We start from the raw sequence: 19,594 nt of genomic DNA, 5'->3' as shown, positions 1-19,594 counted from the left end.
CCGAACGACGCCGGCTCGAACGACGAACGACGAACGACGAATGGCGAACGACGCATGGCGTATGACGAAGGCCGAGTGATCCAGCGATGCTGAAGCCGCCGGCGCTTCGTCCAGGCGATCGGATCGCGCTCGTCGCGCCGGCCAGCCCGTTCTCGCGCGAGGAATTCGATGCGGGCGTTGCCGAGCTGCGGCGGCTGGGCTACGAGCCGGTCTACGACGAGCGCGTCTTCGCACGCTCCCGCTACACCGCGGGTGACGCAGCCTTGCGCACGCGCGCCTTCGTGGACGCGTGGCGCGATCCGGCTATCCGCGCGCTGCTGGCCGTTCGCGGTGGTTACGGCAGCGTAGAGCTGCTGCCCAGGCTGCCGATCGACGATCTCCGCCGCACGCCGAAGGCGTTCATCGGCTATAGCGACAATACGTCGCTGCTGACGTGGCTGACCGGCCATTGCGGCCTCGTATCGTTTCACGGTCCAATGATCGAGGGCCGGCTGGCCAGGGGACCCGCCGGCTACGATCCCGACACCTTCGCCCGCGTCCTGACCCGCGCCGAACCGCCCGGCCGCATCGCCCATTCCGCCGTCGAGACCATCCGTGCCGGCGAGGCAGCCGGTATCCTGGTCGGCGGCACGCTCACGCAGCTCGCGGCGTCGCTCGGCACTCCCTATGCGTTCGATCCGCCTGCCGGGCACATCCTTTTCATCGACGAGGTCGCCGAGCGGCCGTATCGAATCGACCGGATGCTGACGCAGCTGCGATTCGCCGGCGTGCTGGGGCGCGCGTCGGCCATCGTCTTCGGTGAGTTGCCGCGCTGCGACGAGCCGCAGCCGGGCGGCCTCGTGATCCGCGATATTCTCGGCGACCTGCTGGACGGCTTCCCCGGGCCGGTGCTGTTCGGCCTGCCGTCGGGGCACACGAATGGCGCCTGCCTGACACTCCCGCTTGGGGTCCGCGCACACGTGGTGACCAGCGGCGGCCCGGCATTGATCATCGAAGAGGCAGCGGTGTCATGACAAAGGTGCATCTGATTGGCGTCTGCGGGACCGCGATGGCGACGCTGGCGGCGATGCTGAAATCGCGCGGCTACGAAGTGCGCGGCAGCGATCAGAACGTCTATCCGCCGATGAGCGAATTCCTCGCGGAGCAGCAGATCACCACGCTGCAGGGTTTCAAGCCCGAGCACATCACCGGCGATCTCGATCTCGTCGTCGTCGGCAACGCGATTTCCCGCGGCAACCCGGAGCTCGAGGAGGTGCTCGACCGAAAAATCCGCTTCTGTTCGCTGCCCGAGGCCGTCCGCGATCACTTTCTCTGGGGGGCGCGCTCGATCGTGATTGCCGGCACCCATGGCAAGACGACGACGACGTCGCTCGCGGGCTGGCTGCTGACCCATGGCGGCGCCGATCCCAGCGTCCTCGTCGGCGGCATCGCCGAGAACTTCGGCGGCAGCTATCGTGTCGGGGGCGGCCGTGACTTCGTCATCGAAGGGGATGAATACGACAGCGCCTTCTTCGACAAGACGGCGAAATTCCTCAAGTACCTCCCCGACATCGCCGTCGTCAATAACATCGAGTACGACCATGCCGACATCTATCCTGATCTCGAGGCGATTCGGATCGCGTTCCGGCGCCTGGTGAACCTCGTGCCGAGACGGGGGCTGCTGCTGCTCGGCGGCGATGATCCGGAAGCCCGGGCGCTGGCCGCCGGCGCGCGCTGCCGCGTCGAAACCTTCGGCGTCTCGGACGGCCTCGACTGGCAGGCGCACGACCTGCACGCCGGCACGGGCAACACCACGTTCGGACTGCGGCGGAACGGTGCGGCGGTCGGTCGCTTCGAAGTGCCGCTGCTCGGCATGCACAACGTGCGCAACGCCGTCGCGGCGATCGCGGCTGGCGCTGCGGTCGGGATCGACCTCGAGACGCTCGGAGCGGGATTGCGCGCGTTCAAGGGCGTCCGCCGCCGGATGCAGCTGCGCGGCGTGGCCTCGGGCGTGGCGGTCTACGACGACTTTGCTCACCATCCCACCGCCATCGCGGAGACGCTGGCCGGCGTGCGCGCCGCCTATCCCGATCGCCGCATCTGGGCGATTTTCGAGCCGCGTTCGGCCACTTCGTGCCGGCGCATCTTCCAGGCCGATTTCGCCCGAGCATTCGGGGCCGCCGATCGCGTGCTGCTTCCGGCCGTGTTCCGTTCGACACTGCCTGAGGATCAGCGTCTCTCGGCCGAGCAGGTGGTGGCCGATCTCAATGCGGCAGGGAAGTCTGCGCGCTACATTCCGAACGTGGACGACATCGTCGGCGTCGTCGCGGATGAGGCCGCCGACGGCGATCTCGTCATCGTAATGTCGAACGGCGGCTTCGAGGGCATCCACGGGAAGTTGCTCGCGGCGCTGGCCGCGCGCGGATGACGACGCGCGTCCTCCCGGCCGGCGATGCCGCGTGGCTCGTCGAGTTGCCCGAGCGGATCGATCCAGAGGTCAACGGCCGGGCGATCGCGATCGCGCGGGCGATCGAGCACGCGCCGCTGCCTGTCACCGACGTTGTCGTCGGCTACCGCTCGGTGATGGTCTACGTGGATCCGCTCGCCGATGGCGCCGGCGCTGTGCCGGCGGCGCTCGAACGGATCGCCGCCGATCCTGGAACCCAGGGCGCAACCGCCAGCCGGCAGATCGACGTGCCGGTCTGCTACGACGATCCCTACGGGCCGGACCTGGCAGACGTCGCGGCATTCGCCGGTGCGTCGGTGGAGGAGGTGATCGCGCTGCACCTGGCGCGGGAGTACCGCGTGTTCGTCGTCGGGTTCGTGCCCGGGTTCGCGTACATGGCGCGCGTCGATCCCCGCATTGCCGCGCCGCGCCGCGCATCGCCGCGCCTGAAGGTTCCTGCGGGTTCGGTGGCGATTGCGGCGGGGCAAACGGGCATCTATCCGGCGCCGACGCCTGGCGGATGGCATCTGATCGGCCGCTGCCCGATTCGTCCCTACGATCCGTCGCGGCCGGCGCCGTTTCTCCTGCATGCCGGCGACCGCGTCCGCTTCCACCGGCTTTCCGCCGAGGAGTACCGCGCCGCCAGCCAGTGGGGAGATGCGTGAACCTCACGGTGATCAAGCCCGGGATGCTGACGAGCGTCCAGGACCTTGGACGCCGCGGCTACCAGAACGTCGGCGTGCCGGTGTCGGGGCCGATGGACGTCTGCTCACACCGTCTCGCCAATGCCGTTCTCGGCAACGATCCGATGGCGGCAGCGCTGGAGATTACGCTGCTCGGTCCGGAACTCGTCGCCGGCGGCAGCGTGACGTGCGCGGTCGCGGGGGCCGACATCGACGTGACCGTCGATGGTGTGCCGGTCGAAAGAAACCGCCCGTTCGACGTGCCGCAAGGCTCGCGCATCCGCTTCGGTGCCCGCCGCCGCGGCGCGCGCATGACCCTGGCCGTCCGCGGTGGCTTCGACGTCCCCCTGACTCTCGGCAGCCGCGCCACTCACCTGGCCAGCGGCATGGGCCCTTTCGGAGGCCGCGCGCTGAAGGCCGACGACATCCTCCCGGTCGCCGCTCCCTCGCGTCCTTCGCCACCTTCGCGTCCTTCGCCTCCTTCGTGCGCTTCCTTCAGCAATGTGATTCGGATCCTTCCTGCCGTGCATCGCGATCGCTTCGTCGGCGCCGCCTGGGATCTGCTGATCCAGTCTCGGTTCACCGTGACGCCGCAGTCCAACCGCATGGGCTACCGGCTCAAGGGGCCGCCATTGGTGCACGCCGGCGCCGGCGAAATCCTCTCAGAGGGGATGCCGGTCGGCGCGATTCAGGTACCCCCGTCGGGGCAGCCGATTCTGCTCATGGCCGAGTGCGCGACCACGGGCGGCTATCCGACCATCGCCAACGTCATCAGTGCCGATTTGCCGATCGCCGGCCAGCTCGCGCCTGGCGACTGGCTCCAGTTCGTCCCATGTAGCAGAGACGAGGCAATCGCGGCGCTTCGCGCCAGGGAGAAGTGGTTTCGCGATACGCTCGGCGCATGACGATCGAATCGCTCGGACAGGATCTGGGCTATGCCCTCCGGGTGCTGCGCAGGTCTCCGGCCTTCACTGCGGTCGTCCTGCTGACCGTGGCGCTCGGCGTCGGTGCCAACACGGCGGTGTTCGCGGTGGTCGACGCCGCTCTCCTGAAGCCGCTGCCGTATCCGTCGGCGGATCGCATCGTCACGGCCGCCGACCTCGCGCCGGGGACGTTTCTCGACTGGCGTAACCAGGCGGCGAGCTTCACTGCGCTCGCGACGCTCCGCGAAGCGGACTTCGATCTCAGTGGCGGCGATCGACCGGAGCGGCTGACCGGCGCGATCGTCACCGGCAGCTTCTTCGACGTGATGGGCGTGGCGCCGGCGCTCGGGCGGACGCTCGTGCCCGCCGACGACGACAGCGGGCAGCGGCCGGTCGTCTTGTCCAACGCGACCTGGCGCCGGCGGTTCGGCGCCGACGCGGGTATCGTTGGCCGCTCGATCGTGCTGAACGGCGCGGCGCACGTGGTCGTCGGCGTGATGCCGGCGGCGTTTCTGTTTCCGCCGGGCGCCGCCGAGCTCTGGGTTGCACCGCGGCACGTGGTTCCCGAGTACCCGCTGGCGCCGACCGTCGATCAGACACAGAACCGCGGCGGCCACTATCTTGGCGCCTACGGCCGACTCAAACCCGGCGTCACGCTGGGCGCGGCGCAGCGCGAACAGCGGGCGATCTTCACGCGTCTCCTGCAGCAATACCCGAACGACGTGACGCAGGACGACGTCGACCTCGTGCTGGTGCCGCTCCGCGAATGGCTGGTCGGCGACATCACGCCGGCCTTGATGGTGCTGCTTGCCGTCGCCGGTCTCGTGCTGCTGATTGCGTGTGCGAACATCGCGAATCTGATGCTCGCGAGGGCGAGCGGACGCGCGCAGGAAATCGGCATCCGGACGGCGCTCGGCGCCGGACGCGGCCGGATCGCGCGTCAGCTGCTGACCGAGAGCGTGGTGCTGGCCGTGCTGGGAGGCGGGCTCGGCGTGTTGACCGCCTGGTGGATCCTGCCGGTGCTGCTCGCGATGTCGCCCGAAGACGTGCAGGGGGTGAACACCGCGATGAACAGGACGGTCGTGCTGTTCGCGCTTGGCGTCTCGGTCGTGACGGGGACGATCTTCGGGTGCGTGCCGGCCCTCCAGGCTGCGCGCGGAGCGGTTGCGTCGACGCTGCGCTCGGTCGGCCGCACGACCGGCGGCTCGGGCGAACGCGTCCGCCAGGCGTTGATCGTCGCCGAATGCGCCGCCTCCGTGGTTCTGCTCGTCGGTGCCGGGCTGTTGCTGCGTAGTTTCGTGTCGCTTCGTCACGTCGACCCCGGGTTCACGTCGGCGGGCCTCGTCACGACACGCATCGCCCTCCCGGCCGAGCGCTACGGTACGCCGGCGCGGCAGGCGCAATTCTTCGACCGGCTGCTCGAACGGGTCGGGTCGGCGCCAGGCGTGTCGTCGGCGGCACTGGCCGGCCGCCTGCCGTTCGTCAGCGGCAACAGCACCCGCAGCTTTGATCTGGAGACGCCGGCCGGCAGCGACACCCCTGTTGCCGGCTTTCGCGTCGTCAGTCCGTCGTATTTCGACGTCCTGGGCCAGCCGCTCCGTAGCGGACGTGGCTTCAACGAACGCGATACCGCCGAGGCGCCGCTGGTCGCGGTGATCAACGAGATCATGGCGCGCAAGTACTGGCCGAACGCCGATCCGATCGGAAAGCGCTTCCGCATCGGCGGCGGGACGCGTTGGACGGAGATCGTCGGCATCGTCGGCAACGTCAAGCATGGCAGTCTTCGCGAACCGCTCGCGCCCGAGTTCTACGTGCCGTATCGACAGCTGCCGTGGTCGGCCATGTCGCTGGTGGTTCGAACGCCGCTGGCCGCACCGGCTGCCGCCGCCACGATCGAACACGAACTGGCGGCCGTCGATCCGGCGCTGCCGGCGATGCGGGTGCGTGCGATGAACTCGCTGATCTCGACGTCGTTCTCGATGGACCGCTTCGAGATGGTCGGCCTCGGCGTCTTTGCCGCGGTGGCGCTGGCCCTGGCCGTCGGCGGTCTCTACGGCGTAATGTCCTACGTCGTCAGCCGCCGGACCCGCGAGATCGGCGTCCGTATCGCGCTCGGCGCGACACCGGCGTCGATTCTGCGGCTGGTCATGCGCGACGGGCTGCGCCTGACGGCGGTCGGGATCGCGCTCGGCCTGGCGGGTTCGTTCGTTGCGGCGCGGGCCATCCGCAGCTGGCTCTACGGCATCGGCGCGGCCGATCCGCTGACGTTCGTCGCCGTGACAGCGGTGCTCGCTGCAGTCGCAGCGCTCGCCTGTTACCTGCCGGCTCGGCGGGCGATGGCGACTGAGCCGACGCAGGCCCTGCGCGCGGACTAGCGTGCCTGTGACACGATTGACGCCGTGAGCTTCGATGGCCGCCCGCCGGCGATCGCCGGGGTGCCGGCCGAACGCCTGCGGCAGAACGCACCGCTGGCGCCGTTCTCCACGTTCAAAGTCGGCGGTCCAGCCGACTGGCTGCTGCTGGCGCGCGATGCGCGTGAGGTGCGTGCTGGAATCGAGGCGGCGAGAGCCGCCGGCGCGCCGTTCACGATCCTCGGCGGTGGCTCGAACGTGCTCATCGCCGATGCCGGGGTCCGCGGCCTCGTCATTCGTGTGCACGGCGGGGAAGCCAACACGATCGGTGACGGGCTGGTCCGCGCGGATGCCGGGCTGACGATCAACGGGCTCGTGCGATGGACGATCAACCGGGGCGTGGCCGGACTGGAAGCCTGGGCCGGCACGCCGGGCACGGTCGGGGGCGCGATCTACGGCAACGCACACTTCAGGGGGCGCCTCATCGGCGATCTTGTCGACGGCGTCGAGCTGCTCGCGGCCGAGGGCCAGGTGATTCGGCTGTCGACTGCGGCGATGGAATTCGGCTACGACCGCAGCCGGCTGCAGCGGACCCGCGAGGTCGTGCTATCCGCCGATTTCCGCGTGGGCGCTGGCGATCCCGCCGCGCTACGGCTGGTGGCGCGGGAATCGCTTGCCTATCGCAAGCGAACGCAGCCGCTCGAGGCGGCGAGCGCAGGGTGCATTTTCCAGAACCCGGATCCCGCCGTGGACTGCGTGCCGGACGGCGTGCCGCCGTCAGCCGGAGCGCTCGTCGATCGGGCGGGACTGAAGGGGGCTCGCCACGATGGGGCGCAGGTCTCGCAGACGCATGCCAATTTCATCGTCAACGAAGGGAACGCGACCGCCGCCGCGATCCGGCGGCTCATCGAGCGCTGTCGCGACGGCGTTCGCGCGAGATTCGGTGTCGAACTCAGAGACGAGATCGTTTATCTGGGAGAATTCTGAGGAGGGTGGAGCGTGGAGGTCGAGGAGTTGAGCTTGGCGCTGGGGCGGAGGGTGGTGAATGGCTAGTCTGAAAGTCATCGGCGGGCGGGCGTTGTCGGGACGTGTCGCGGTCGAAGGCAACAAGAACTCGGCGCTGCCGCTGATCGCCGCCTGCATGCTGACCGAGCAGACGTGCGAGCTCTCGAACGTGCCGCGCATTCGTGATGTCGATGTCCTGCTCGACCTCATGGCGTCGCTCGGCGCGCAGGTCGAGGGACGCGGCACCAACACGCTGCGAATCACTTGCGCGCAGGTGACCGGCGACCGGCCCGACCCTACGCTGGTCGGGCGGCTGCGCGGCTCGGTGCTCCTCCTCGGGCCGCTACTCGCGCGGCGCGGGGCGGCGCGGCTCGCCCCTCCGGGCGGCGATTTTCCGACGCGCCGGACGATCTCCACCCACCTCGCCGCGCTGATCGCGCTGGGCGCCCGCCCGCTCGATGAGCCGGGCCACGCGATCGAGTGCCCCGATGGCCTGACCGGAGCGTCTTTTTATCTCGACGAAGCGTCGGTGACCGGCACAGAGACGGCGCTCCTGGCCGCGGTCGCCGCGAAAGGCCCCTCAGAGATCCGGCATGCCGCCATGGAGCCGCACGTCGTCGAGTTGTGCCGGTTCCTCGCGGCGATGGGTGCCGGGATCGAAGGGGGAGGGACGTCAACCATCCGCGTCGAGCCGCCGGCGCGCCTGCGCGGCGCCTCACAGCGGCTGTGGGGCGACTATATCGAAGCGGGAAGCTGGGGCGTCGTCGCCGCGATCACCAACGGCCACATCGAGGTCACCGGGGCGCGCTCGCAGGATCTCGAAGTCATCTCGGCGCCGCTGCTGCGGATGGGCCTCGACTGCTCGTATCGAGACGACACCCTGCGGGTCGCGCCGTCGTCGCTCGTCGCGGTTCGCCGCATCACGACCGGCGTGTGGCCGGGGTTTCCGAGCGACCTCGTCAGCCTGGTGACGGTGCTGGCGACCCAGGCGGAGGGCCGAACGCTCGTGCACGACTGGCTGTACGAACTGCGCCTGTTCGCGCTCGAGCAGATGAGCGCGATGCGCGCCGACCTTTTCCTGTGCGATCCCCACCGCATCATCGTGAGCGGGCCGGCGAAGCTCCGCGGGCGCGCGCTCGACAGCCGCGACCTGCGATCGGGAATGGCGCTCATCGCCGCGGCGCTCGCCGCCGAAGGAGAGAGCCAGATCACGCCGCTCGAGACGGTTGAACGGGGATACGCCTCGTTGATTGAGCGACTGCGGAGCCTCGGGGCGCAAGTGGAGAGAGTGGGCGGTTAGCAGTCAGCCAGTCAGCAACTGGCCTCGCGCAGGCGAGATCGACCGTTGGAATGCTGAGCGCGAACTGGCCCGGCCCGCTGCCGATTAATACGAGCTTCCGCCTCCCGGCTTTTTGGGCGCGGGGGGGGTCGACACCGGTTGCGGAATACCGGGGAGCGGCCCCTGCAGTGGCTGTGGGAACGGTGGCTGGGCCGGAGCCGTCTCGGGCGGCGCAGGGGGCGGTGCCGCGGCCGGTAGAGGTGTCCGCGGGCCGGGGATTGCCGGGGACTGCACCTCCAGGTCGTCGCGCGGCGCGCCGCCGCCGACCGCGTCGCCCGCCGTCATCTGCGACTCGTGCCCGAGGCGGAACGGGCGCAGATCCGTCTCCGAGAGGTCCAGGACCCGGACGATGTGAGGGGTCAGCGTCAGGATGATGTCGGTCTGCTGCGCTTCCTTGTGGTTGTTGGCGAAGAGATGCCCGATGAGCGGCAGGTCCGACAACCCGGGCACGCCGGCGAGCACCGTTCGCTCGTCGTCCCGGATCAGCCCCGCCAGCATGTTGGTTTCTCCGTCCTTCAGCCGGATCGTCGTCGAGATCTCGCGGTTGCCGAACGTCGGGAGTCCCGCGTAGCCGGTGCCGGAGATGTTCGAGACCGACACCTTCAGCGCCAGCGATACCTCGTCGTCATGGTGCATACGCGGGGTGATGTCGATGTTGACGCCGATGTTCTCGTAGGCGTACGACACGATCGGCTGGGTGTTGACGCCGCCGGCGGCGATTGGCGCGAACGTCGTGATCGGCACCGGCACGCGATCGCCGAACCGCGCCGTGGCCGCGACTCCCTCGATGGCTCGGAGCTGGGGGTTGGCCAGCGCGCGCGTATTGGTGTCGTTCTTGAGCAGGCGGTAGTAGAGGCCGGGAATGCCCGACAGGAACACGTCGGCGGCGGTCAGGTTCTGCAGGTCCGCCAGAGTGAAACCCGTGCGGTTGATGTCGGCGGATCCGCTGATGCCGTCGGATCCTGGCGACGCGACCTGGAGTCCGTACTCCTTGAGCTTCGTCCGATCGACTTCGAGCAGCTCGACGTCGATGATGACCTCCGGCCGCGCCTTGTCGATCGCCTCGATCAGCTTGACGGCCGCGGCGACCCGCTCGGGCGTGTCCTTGATGGAAATCGAGTTGGTGCCGCTGACCGGCGAGATCTGGCGGATGTCGACGACGACACGCAGCAGATCGATCGCCTCCTTGACGTCGGCGTTGCTCAGGTAGATCGTGCGGATCACCGACTCCTCGTACTCGCGCCGCTTGGCCGGCGTGTCGGGGATGATGGTGACGGTGCGCTGCGCGGTGACGCGGTAGAAGGTGTGCGTGCTGGTGGTCAGCGAGCCGAGCGCGTCGGAGAGCGTCGAGTTGCGCAGATCGATGCTGAGCGGCTGATCGCGGAACGTCGGGTCGAAGATGACGCTCATGTTGGCGAAGCGGCCGACGGCCAGGAACACCGCGCGCGCCGTCGCGCCGTTGCCGAACACGAGCGATCCTGGGAGCTTGACGTCCTGCGGCAGGTCGAGGCCGGGCGCCGGCAGGTCACGGGTGCGATCGATCAGGTTCTCGAGTTCGGTCTTGCCGCCGCGCGTCACGCTGACTTTGGCGCGCAGCTTCTGCCGCGCGTCGCGCAGCGCATCGTCGACGCGCGAATCGGTCGGGTTGAGCTCGGCGGCGAGCTGATACTCCACCACCGCCTCCTCCCAGCGCTCGAGGCCAGCCAGCCGTCGGGCGCGGTTGGCGTGCTCCTGGGCGGCCCGCTGCTTTACCCGTTCGAGCGAGGCGCGCGCTTCGCCGTTGTCCGGGCTCGCCCGCACCGCCTTGGTGTACTCGACGACCGCGCGGTCGTAGTCCTGCGTCTGCTCGGCCTGGCGCCCGAGGTGCAGATTATTGGCTGAGGCACATCCCGCCGCCAGTGGCAGCAGCAGGATCAGCGTCCGACACAGTTCAGCGGTCGCCTGCCGTGATGACATCGACACCCTTCGGAATCTTGAACGCGAACGCCGTGTCGGCCACGCCGGTGTTCTCGTGGTAGTTGGTGAACGCGAACGTGGACCGGCCGCCCTGCTTGTCGGCTGCGGTCAGCGACCGGATCTGCAGCGTCTGCCGATCGACGACGACGACCAGCCAATCGTAGTCGCGCTGCGGGCGCCGGGGGTCGAGCCGGAGCGCCCAGCTGTCGGACGCATCCGACGGCGCATAGGTGACGTCGAAATCGCGAGTCAGGTTGCCCTTGCCCGCCAGGAACAGCACCGCGGTCGTCGCCGTGTCATCCGACGGCATGTCTCCGACGATCACCTGCTTGTCGGCGGGAATGTACGAATAGATCTTGCGGCCGTCTGAGACGAACAGCTTCTTGTCGGGCGACGTGTAGTCCCACCGCATTCGACCGGGCTTTTTGATCGTCACCGTCCCCTGTTCGACCGACTTCTTCTTGAGTACGCCGCCTTCGTAGGTGTGCGTGAAATCCGCGGTGAAGTCGCGGACACGGTCATACTTCTGCTGCAGGGCGCGCGCGGTGTCCGTTGCGTCGGGACGCGCCTGCCGGGCCGGACCGGCCGCTAAGAGAAACGTCAGCAAAGCAAGAAGCAGCAAGCACGTTCGAGTGTAGCACCCGCCTTCCCCTTCGGCTATGGCGCGCCAGGCGCTTTGCTCTCGGCTGCGGCGGCGGACGGGGGGTTATTGCACGGAATTGCCCGGCCCGTCACCGGCCGCGCTTGCGCGCGACGAAGGCGACGACCTCGTCGACCGGCCGCGTATTCAGGACATGCCTCGATTCGACCCATCCCCGGCGGGCGGTCCCGACACCCATCCACATCTGGCGGTCGAGCGCGTGGGCCCGGTGACAGTCGCTGTCGACGACCAGCGTCACTCCGGCGCGGACCGCCTCGCGCGCCCGCGCCCCGTCGAGGTCGAGATGGGACGGCGCTCCGTCGATCTCGAGCGCCGTGCCGGTCTCGGCGGCGGCCGCGTAGATGGCGTCGTAGTCCATGTCGTAGGGCGGGCGGTGGCCGACGAGCTGATTGCCGGGATGCGTGATGACCGAGACGAGCGGATGCCGGATGGCCGCGAGACACCGCTCGGTGAGCCGCTGGCGCCCGTGGCCGGCGGCGTCGTGCAGCGAGGCCAGCACGATGTCGAGGCGCGCCAGCACCGCGTCGGGGCAGTCGAGTTCACCATCGGGCAGGATGTCGACCTCGAGCCCCTGCAGGATCGTCAGACCGTACGCGTCGTCTCGGAGCGCGTCGATTTCGTCGAGCTGACGCGCCAGGTCGGACGGAGTCACCGTCCGTGAGGCGCCGGCGTGCTCGGAATGATCGGTGATCGCGATGTACTCATAGCCGAGCGCGTGGGCCTCCATCACCATTCGCCGCAGCGAGTCGCGTCCGTCGCTGTAGCTCGTGTGCATATGCAGATCGCCGCGGATGTCCTCGCGCTGGACGAGCCGCGGGATCTGCCGAGTCGCCGCCGCCTCGATCGCGTCGGCGCTGTCGCGGACCTGCGGCGGCAGGTAGGCGAGGCCGGCGTGCGTGTAGACCTCGGTTTCGGAGGCGCTCAGCCGCATCCCGCGGCGCTTCTGCACGGCGGCGACGTGGGAGGGAGGACCGGTCGTCGTGAAGAGGAGCGTTCCGTAGTCGTCGGCCGTGGTGAAACGAATGTCGACTTCGTGCCTCTCGAACAGCACCAGCAGCCGGCGGCTGGCGCGATAAATCACGCCGCTCAGGATCGGCAGCCCCGCGACGGCATCGACGGCGTCCGACGGCTGCGATGTGCACCCGACGACCGTGAGCGTGGTGATCAGCGGCTCGGCCCGCCGCACGGCGCCGGTGGGTTCGAGCCCGCGCACATCGGGGTACGCCGCCGCGATGGCTGCCAGGAGCGGGTCAAGAATGTCGAGGGCGCGGCCCAGCGAAAAGGTGCGGAGCTCTTCGCGAAAGGGGACGGCGATGCGCCGCAGCGACGCCGATGCAGCTGCCGGACGATCCTCGGCGATCGCCATCTCGAGATCGGGCAGCGTGACGATGCCATCGCGGACGAGCGCCTGGGTCTGCGCCTCCTCGATGAGACGCAGTTCCTTGAGACGACGGAGCAGAAACGGCAGGGGGCTCACACGTTCGCGGAACCAACCGGAACGTCTATTGTACTTTGTCCTTCGTGAAGTCGACGACGGTGGTGGTCGGTGCATCGCCAGACTTGATCGTGACGACGACCTTGCGCTCAGGAAACTGCGGGTTCTTGAAGACGATTTCGCGCACGCCGAGGCGGATCGGCACGTTGGCGAGCGGCGTCTGGCCGGCCGACTCGCCGTCGATGTAGACCTCGGCCCACGGAATCGCGTTGATGTTGGCGCGCCCCTTCGGATCGACGGTAATCCGCGTGGTCTCTCCCGGCTCCACGTCGACGCCGTGGGTGCCGGAGTAGTTCAGGTCCTTGTTCTCGAGGTGCAGATCGTGATGGCCTGGGCCGAGCATGATCTGCTCTTCGCTGGTGCCGAGCGACCGGCCGCCTTCGGCGACCTCGACCACGAACGGCGCCACGATCAGCGCGAACCCCGAGAACACCGGCACGTCGAGCGTCGTCGTCTTGCCGGGTTCGATGCGCACCGTTCTCTTGATCGCGCCGCCGCTGCCCTGCAGCGTCACCACGTGGCGTCCCGCCGAGATCTCGTCGATGGTCATCGGCGTGGCACCGACGAACTTGCCGTCGAGCAGGATGCGGGCCCCGACCGGCTCGCTGGAGATCGCGAGATGGGTGTCGGAGCCGCTGCCGGCGTGGGCCGCGGGAGGCGGCGGTTTCTTGATGATTTCGAGGGGCTTCTGGAGCGCGACGAGCGACGGCGCCGGGATGTCGGACGGCATATATCCGCGTGTCAACGCGAACGTGGCGGCGATCAGGACTACGCCGGCCGCGATCAGCTTCCACGGAATGACTTGCGGCTCCTCCGGGATGCTGAACGGGTTGTAGGCATCGGCCGCCGTCATGTCCTCGGTCGGCTCGTGCCGGCTGTCCGCGCGTGAGGCGAAGGCGGACGCCGCGCCCTTCTCGTGCTTCAGGCGAATGCCGGCGGCGGCCAGCGGCGGCGTGAACGCGTTGGGTGTGGGGCCGGATCCGATTTCGATCGCAGGAGGCGGCTCGGCCTCCGGCGTCCACGACTGCGTCTCGGCTGGCGGCTGGTAGATCGGGTAGGCGCGATCGGCCGCCGGCGTCCCGGTCGGTTCGACAGCCGGATTGAACGCAGTGGCGTTGTGGGGCGCTACCAGCCAGGCCCCCTTTGCCTGGTCGGCAGGCGGAAGGGCTGAGGCCAGCGCTGCCTCGGCCTGCGACTTGCGCTCGGCCTCTTCACGGGTTTTGCGCTCGGCCTCTTCGCGGGCTTTGCGCTCGGCCTCTTCGCGGGCTTTGCGTTCGGCTTCCTCGCGGGCTTTGCGTTCGGCTTCCTCGCGGGCTTTGCGTTCGGCTTCCTCGCGGGCTTTGCGCTCGGCCTCTTCGCGGGCTTTGCGCTCGGCCTCTTCGCGGGTTTTGCGCTCGGCCTCTTTGCGAGCCTTGCGCTCGGCCTCTTCGCGGGCCTTGCGCTCGGCCTCTTCACGGGCTTTGAGCTCGGCTGCTTGGCGGGCTTTGCGCTCGGCCTCTTCGCGAGCTTTGAGCTCGGCTGCTTGGCGGGCTTTGAGTTCGGCTGCTTCGCGGGCTTTGAGCTCGGCTGCTTGGCGGGCCTTGAGTTCGGCCTCTTCACGGGCCTTGCGCTCGGCCTCTTCGCGGGCTTTGAGCTCGGCTGCTTGGCGGGCCTTGAGTTCGGCTTCTTCGCGAGCCTTGCGCTCGGCCTCTTCGCGGGCCTTGAGCTCGGCTGCTTGGCGGGCCTTGAGTTCGGCCTCTTCGCGGGCCTTGAGTTCGGCTTCTTCGCGCGCTTTGTGCTCCGCTTCTTCGCGGACCTTGAGCTCGGCGGCTTCCCGGGCTTGGCGCTCGGCCTCTTCGCGGGCTTGGCGCTCCGCTTGTTCGCGGGCTTGGCGTTCGGCTTCTTCGCGGGCCTTGAGTTCGGCTTCTTCGCGAGCTTTGCGCTCGGCTTCGTCGCGAGCGGCGCGGTCGGCACCGCGCCCGCGGCGGTGTTCCGGCTCGTGTGCGGCGTCGGGTTCATTCGCCGCGGGCCGCCCCTTGTCGATGGTCTCGACCTGCTGTACGAATTCGACCAGCGCCGTGCGGCACGTCGCAATCCCGACTTCCTTCCGCAGCAGCTTGCGCAGATCGATGGCCGCCTCGTCGGCGGACGTCAGCGATGTCTTTCGAGCGGGCAGCGGCAGCGCGGCTGAAAAGAACGCGTCGATGCCGTCGGCGAAACCCTTCGACGCCCGGATGCTGGCGATCTCGACGATCTCCTGCTGCAGCGCCGCCAGTCCGTCTGGCCACTCGTCGTCGCGCAGCAGTCGCCCGACAATCAGCGTCGCCGCGGCGAGCGCCACCTGCGTGAGATCCGCGCCCTTGTCGAAGGACGGCGCGCCTGGCCCGTCCGGAAACGCGAGGCGCAGCTCGGTCCACAGCCGGCGCCGCGTCAGCTGCAGCCGCTCGAGGGCTTCCGCGAAAATGGCGTCGAGCAGGACGATTTGCCCAGCCGCCGTGACCATGATTCGCCCAGGCGCGATCGCGCCATGGGTGATGCCGGCGTCGTGGAGGCGGGAGAGCGCCGGCAGCAGTTCGAGCAGCAGGCCGAGGCCGGCGTCGAGGCCCGCGACGATCCCCTGGTCGGCCGCCGCGTCGAGCAGGTCCGACAGCCGGCGTCCCGGACCGTAGCCGGAGACGACCGCCAGTCGGCCATCCGACTCCATTTCGATGCTGCGCGGCCGGGCGAAGCGCTCGTCTTCGAGGCCGGCGACGATCGGCAGCCGCTCCTGCAGCGGCCTGGCAAAGACTCTCAGTTCGGGCCGCAGGCGCAGCCGTTCGCGTACCTCGCCGCTCTCGCGATCGAACACGAGCACACGCCGGCCGAGACCGTCTTCATAGCCGGACGAAGACTCGGACGAGGCGGTGTCGGGCGCGGACATGTGCAACGGAGCCCACCAGGATTGCAACCCGCGCACCATCGTGCGATTTGTGTGTCGGCGCCGATAAGGCTTGCCGGTGTTGCAGTTACGGCGGGGATGTCTTGTGGCTGAACACTATCCGATCACAATTCTGGCGGCAACTGTTCAGAAGCTGTAACTGCAGTACAGTCACCAGCCATGGCGGATCTGACGGAAATCGACGCCTTGCGAGCCTCCCTGCGCGGCGCCCACACCGCCGCGGCGGCGTTGGGCGAGGTGGCCGCACGGATCGACGCGCCGGCGTCGCACGCAGATGTCGCCGACGCGGATCTCGATGACCTGCAGCGGCTGTCGCTGGCCAACGCGGTCGCCGCTCAGGCGCTCCGCGGCCTCGTGGAGGGGATGCTCAAGCGACGCGGGAAGACGGCCGCCGCGTCAGTCGACTTGGGGAACGCCGGCGTCGAGGAGTAGCGCTGAGGGCCGAGGGGCGAGGGCGAGACGCGGGGTGTGGGGTGCGAGGCGCGCCCGCCTCACTTGGGCGATTGCGTGCGGGCGGTCGACGGCGGCACGTGTCCCTTCAAGCGCATGTAGACGACGATATTCCCGTAGTGCTCGTTGTCGTGCGTGGTGTTGAAGATGAGAATCGCGCCGCGGACGGTTCGGGCCGGACCCATTCCCACGCCTGCCTGCATCTGGACCGGATCGTTGAAGTTTGCGTCCGTCGTTTCCTCGTAGGCGCGGTCGCAGTACGCCAGCGCGTCGTCCAAGGCTTTCACCAACGTCGCTTTGTCGGTCCCCTGCTCGAAGCTGATCGTGTTGGGCGAAGACGCTCCTCGTGCCTGCGCGCAGAAGAACCACTCGGCGTTGATGACGTGGCCGATGACCTGCGCGAACGTGCGCACGTCGGGCGTCGGCCGGAACGAATACTCGTTGGCCGGCATGCTCGCGGCGGCCTCCGCGAGATCACGGCGGATCGTCGCGTGCATTTTCTGAGCGACGCTCGCCAGCGAGGGACTGAGCGCGTCCGCGTATCCGGCCCCAGTGGTCTGCGCGGACACCATCGCCGGGACGGTCACGAGAAGTACGGACAGGAGTCGAAGGATTCTCGACATGGTGAGCGGCTCCATCGTGTGAACGATCGATCGTTGCCTCGCGCTCAGCGCCGCCGCCGGCCGGCCAATGGGAGTGCCTTGCCGACGAGGAAGAGCACGGCGTACGAGATGACGTAGCAGATGCTAAGTGCGGCGCCGAGCATCGCGACAAGGCCGATGAAGCCGACGACTAACTGCATGCGGCAAGCGACTGTACCGATGCGCGTCGCTGGATCGCGAGCGCGAGCAGTGCGATGACAATCGTCGGGCTCCACGCGAGCAACGCAGGCGGAGCAGTCGTTTGCCTCAATAACACCTGCGCGACACTATCAAGAGGGAAGAGGATGAAGAGATAGCCGGCGAGCCCCGTACATGCAGCGACCCACGGCCATCGGCGGCCGACGCGCGTCGTGGTCAACGCGAGCGCGAGCAGTCCGAGCGGCAGCGGCGCGCAGCTCAGGGCGAGGCGCTGGTGCAGGGTATATTCGACGCCGCGCCGGATTGTCTCGCCGCCGTGAAACGTCTTCAGCGTGGCGAGCTCCCGACGAAGTCCGGCAAACGCCGTCTCGTTCGGGCCCGGCGGCAGCGGCCGGCCGCTCACAAGTACCCGGAACGCCTGGTTGGTGCGCGGTACGACGCGGTCGATGACGAAACCGGTCAGCGCTGCGAATAGGAAGACGAGTGCTATCGCGCGGCGCCGAATGCGTCGGGTCACCGTCAGTCCTCGGAGAGCGACGGGGAAGGCCAGCAGGATCGCCGCTGGCAGCGTCAGCGCCATCGCCTGGGGCACGAGCAACAAAAACATCGCGGGCGTGTGCGCGGTCTTCAGCCGCAGCCCCCAGAGCGGGCCAAGCAATCCGCTACGCAGCGCTCCGAGCAATGGGACCAGCACGAACGGGAGTGCAGTGACGAGCGCTCCGCCCAGCGAAATCGCCGCCGCCCGCGGGATCGCCCCGTCGTCGTCGGCACAGACGCGGACGAGGGCAGCGGGTATGGAGACGATCGTGTGCACAGTGAGCGCGCGCGCCAGCACGAGATAGCCGCGCCACGCGGGGCCGCCTTCAAACCGCATGTCCGCCAGTACAGGATCGACGATGCGCGCCATCGTCTCGTCAGGGCAGATGCGGGCCAGGAACCGGCGGACGGGATGGTCGCCCGTCATCGCGCATGCTCCGGCGACAGGTGCTGCAGCATCACCGTCCACGCCTTCAGCACGCGGAGGCCGTACGGCGTCGCCGCGTAGAGACGGCGGGGCAGGCCGCCGGCGCCGACGGGCGCCTCCTCGGCGCGCGAAGTGACGAAGCCCTTGTCTTCCATGCGCCCAAGCGTGACGTAGACCGTGCCCCGCTTGAGGCGTCCTTTCGAGGTGGCGACGAGTTGCAGGCCGTATAACTCCTCGCCGTGAGCGAGTCGATCGAGAATCTCTGATTCCTTCGCCGAGAGCTGGGGCGCGCGGGCGCGCGGGCTTGGCACGCAGCAGTCTTACGCATAGTAAGACTGCTGTCAAGAACTTGGCGCAGAAGTGTCGTCAACAATCCGGATGTGGTGCGCAGGCAGTGGGGCCATGACGCAGTGGAAATGCGCGCCGACTACGCATAAGCGATCGATTCGGAACTGAGCGGAAGCCGGATGCCCGGCGTCGAACGTTCACGCCGCCGGCGCGGCACACTCCCGCCACAAACGACAACGGCCTCCGAGGTGGAGGCCGCTGAAATCGCGAAATTGCTTTCGGAAACGGTTGGTGGACGCGGAGAGGATCGAACTCTCGGCCTCTGCATTGCGAACGCAGCGCTCTCCCAGCTGAGCTACGCGCCCCCACTCACGATCCGCGCAGTGATGCGAACGCGTAAGTCTACCATTGCCTGCATTTGAGAGCAACGAAGCCCCACGCAATCTTCCTCCCGGCGCTAGACGTCACACAGCGCGACCGCTTCCCGCAGCGACGTCAACGGATCCCGCGTCGGGACGAATTCGTGCGCCATGTAGCCCGGGAACCCGACGTCGACCAGCGCCTGCGCGATGGCGCGCCAGTTCACTTCCTGGGTGCCGTCGATCTCGTGCCGTCCGGGCACGCCGCCGGTGTGGACGTGCGCGATCCAGTCCTTGGTGTCGCGGATCGTCCTGATCAGATCGCCCTCCATGATCTGCATGTGATACGCGTCGTAGAGCAGCTTGACGCGCGGCGAGTTGACCGCCTTGACGATCTCGAGGCCGAACGCGGTGTGATCGCCCTGATAGTCCTTGTGATCGACCTTGCTGTTGAGCAGCTCCACGCAGATCGTCACCCCGTTGTCCTCGCCGAGCTTCTTCACCTTGTTCAAGCCGTCGATGCAGTTGGCCTTGGCCTCCGGGTCGCCGAGCCCCATGCGGTTGCCGAAAAAGGTGATGACGTTGGGAATCCGCATCTTCGCCGCCTTCGGGATCTTCTCGGTGAAGCCCTTGACGATGGCGTCGTGGTTGCGGGTGTAGTTGAGGCCGTCCTTGATCGATCCGCCGCCCGCATAGGCCATCGAGCAGACGAGGCCATGGTCGGCGACCACCTGCCACTCCGGCTCCTCGAGCAGGTCGATCGCCGTCAGTCCCATCGCCTTCACGGCGTCGCAGAACTCCGGCATCGGAATCTTGCCGTAGCACCAGCGCGACACCGACTGTTTCAAGCGGCCGCTCTTGACGACGCGTCCGTCGGGCGGCGTGGTGCCCTGCGCAAACGAGTGTGCCGTGAATGCCGTCAGTCCCAGCGTGGCGCCGAGCGCCTCGCGCCTGGTCAAGGTAGCCATGAATCCTCCT

Annotated in this window: 18 protein-coding genes and 1 tRNA gene; 9 read left to right on the top strand and 10 right to left on the bottom strand. The window is 68.4% G+C overall.

Annotated elements, in window-relative coordinates:
- Nucleotides 1–86: 86 nt before the first annotated feature.
- The 7 genes from VGI12_09745 to murA are packed head-to-tail and all read left to right on the top strand — an operon-like array spanning nt 87 to nt 8,687.
- Nucleotides 87–1,013 (top strand): LD-carboxypeptidase, encoded by a 927-nt coding sequence (locus VGI12_09745; protein ID HEY2432941.1) that lies wholly within the window; start codon nt 87–89, stop codon nt 1,011–1,013.
- Nucleotides 1,010–2,407, top strand: coding sequence for a UDP-N-acetylmuramate:L-alanyl-gamma-D-glutamyl-meso-diaminopimelate ligase (gene mpl / locus VGI12_09740; GenBank protein ID HEY2432940.1), 1,398 nt, complete (start codon nt 1,010–1,012; stop codon nt 2,405–2,407). The genes VGI12_09745 and mpl overlap by 4 nt, the downstream gene beginning before the upstream one ends.
- Nucleotides 2,404–3,090 carry a 5-oxoprolinase subunit PxpB gene (gene pxpB / locus VGI12_09735; protein ID HEY2432939.1) on the top strand — a complete coding sequence of 229 codons (687 nt, stop codon included), beginning with the start codon at nt 2,404–2,406 and terminating at the stop codon, nt 3,088–3,090. Before mpl ends, pxpB begins: the two co-directional genes overlap by 4 nt.
- On the top strand, nt 3,087–4,013 hold the full coding sequence (locus tag VGI12_09730) for a biotin-dependent carboxyltransferase family protein (protein HEY2432938.1): 927 nt from the start codon (nt 3,087–3,089) through the stop codon (nt 4,011–4,013). The genes pxpB and VGI12_09730 overlap by 4 nt, the downstream gene beginning before the upstream one ends.
- Entirely contained in the window at nt 4,010–6,406 is a 2,397-nt protein-coding gene (locus tag VGI12_09725; GenBank protein ID HEY2432937.1) for an ABC transporter permease, read from the top strand. Before VGI12_09730 ends, VGI12_09725 begins: the two co-directional genes overlap by 4 nt.
- Before the next feature lie 24 nt (nt 6,407–6,430).
- Nucleotides 6,431–7,369 carry a UDP-N-acetylmuramate dehydrogenase gene (gene murB / locus VGI12_09720; GenBank protein HEY2432936.1) on the top strand — a complete coding sequence of 313 codons (939 nt, stop codon included), beginning with the start codon at nt 6,431–6,433 and terminating at the stop codon, nt 7,367–7,369.
- Nucleotides 7,370–7,427: 58 nt separating this feature from the next.
- Nucleotides 7,428–8,687: a UDP-N-acetylglucosamine 1-carboxyvinyltransferase gene (murA, locus tag VGI12_09715; GenBank protein ID HEY2432935.1), complete on the top strand. Its 1,260-nt coding sequence runs from the start codon at nt 7,428–7,430 to the stop codon at nt 8,685–8,687.
- Between the two features lie 84 nt (nt 8,688–8,771).
- On the opposite strand, the gene VGI12_09710 is transcribed toward murA, so the two are convergent.
- The 4 genes from VGI12_09710 to VGI12_09695 form a co-directional block, all read right to left on the bottom strand.
- Nucleotides 8,772–10,682, bottom strand: a complete 1,911-nt coding sequence (locus VGI12_09710) for a secretin N-terminal domain-containing protein (protein ID HEY2432934.1) — start codon at nt 10,680–10,682, stop codon at nt 8,772–8,774.
- Complete coding sequence (gene lolA / locus VGI12_09705; protein ID HEY2432933.1) at nt 10,657–11,304, bottom strand: outer membrane lipoprotein chaperone LolA; 648 nt, start codon at nt 11,302–11,304, stop codon at nt 10,657–10,659. The genes VGI12_09710 and lolA overlap by 26 nt, the downstream gene beginning before the upstream one ends.
- Before the next feature lie 109 nt (nt 11,305–11,413).
- Nucleotides 11,414–12,820 (bottom strand): PHP domain-containing protein, encoded by a 1,407-nt coding sequence (locus VGI12_09700; protein ID HEY2432932.1) that lies wholly within the window; start codon nt 12,818–12,820, stop codon nt 11,414–11,416.
- A gap of 25 nt (nt 12,821–12,845) precedes the next feature.
- Nucleotides 12,846–15,320 (bottom strand): PEGA domain-containing protein, encoded by a 2,475-nt coding sequence (locus VGI12_09695; GenBank protein ID HEY2432931.1) that lies wholly within the window; start codon nt 15,318–15,320, stop codon nt 12,846–12,848.
- A gap of 24 nt (nt 15,321–15,344) precedes the next feature.
- Here VGI12_09695 and VGI12_09690 point away from each other — a divergent pair, with 24 nt between their 5' ends.
- Both VGI12_09690 and VGI12_09685 read left to right on the top strand, forming a co-directional pair.
- Nucleotides 15,345–15,848 carry a hypothetical protein gene (locus VGI12_09690; GenBank protein HEY2432930.1) on the top strand — a complete coding sequence of 168 codons (504 nt, stop codon included), beginning with the start codon at nt 15,345–15,347 and terminating at the stop codon, nt 15,846–15,848.
- 66 nt (nt 15,849–15,914) lie between these two features.
- Nucleotides 15,915–16,187, top strand: coding sequence for a hypothetical protein (locus VGI12_09685; protein ID HEY2432929.1), 273 nt, complete (start codon nt 15,915–15,917; stop codon nt 16,185–16,187).
- 59 nt (nt 16,188–16,246) lie between these two features.
- Here the strand turns inward: VGI12_09685 and VGI12_09680 are convergent, their stop codons facing one another.
- From VGI12_09680 to VGI12_09655, 6 genes are all read right to left on the bottom strand, one after another.
- On the bottom strand, nt 16,247–16,828 hold the full coding sequence (locus VGI12_09680; GenBank protein HEY2432928.1) for a DinB family protein: 582 nt from the start codon (nt 16,826–16,828) through the stop codon (nt 16,247–16,249).
- Nucleotides 16,829–16,872: 44 nt separating this feature from the next.
- Nucleotides 16,873–17,007: a hypothetical protein gene (locus VGI12_09675; protein ID HEY2432927.1), complete on the bottom strand. Its 135-nt coding sequence runs from the start codon at nt 17,005–17,007 to the stop codon at nt 16,873–16,875.
- The gene (locus tag VGI12_09670) at nt 16,998–17,912 is read right to left on the bottom strand and encodes an LptF/LptG family permease (GenBank protein ID HEY2432926.1); all 915 of its coding nucleotides are present in this window, start codon (nt 17,910–17,912) and stop codon (nt 16,998–17,000) included. Before VGI12_09670 ends, VGI12_09675 begins: the two co-directional genes overlap by 10 nt.
- Before the next feature lie 53 nt (nt 17,913–17,965).
- Nucleotides 17,966–18,280, bottom strand: coding sequence for a PadR family transcriptional regulator (locus VGI12_09665; GenBank protein HEY2432925.1), 315 nt, complete (start codon nt 18,278–18,280; stop codon nt 17,966–17,968).
- Nucleotides 18,281–18,546: 266 nt separating this feature from the next.
- Nucleotides 18,547–18,622 (bottom strand) — tRNA-Ala (locus VGI12_09660).
- Nucleotides 18,623–18,714: 92 nt separating this feature from the next.
- A complete protein-coding gene (locus tag VGI12_09655) occupies nt 18,715–19,584 on the bottom strand; it encodes a TIM barrel protein (protein HEY2432924.1) in 870 nt (289 codons plus the stop codon).
- Between the last annotated feature and the right edge of the window lie 10 nt (nt 19,585–19,594).

It is taken from the genome of Vicinamibacterales bacterium (genome assembly GCA_036496585.1).
GTDB lineage: Bacteria > Acidobacteriota > Vicinamibacteria > Vicinamibacterales > 2-12-FULL-66-21 > JAICSD01.
The sequence above is the reverse complement of the archived record's forward strand: the minus strand, read 5'-3'. Positions and strand labels throughout refer to the sequence as shown.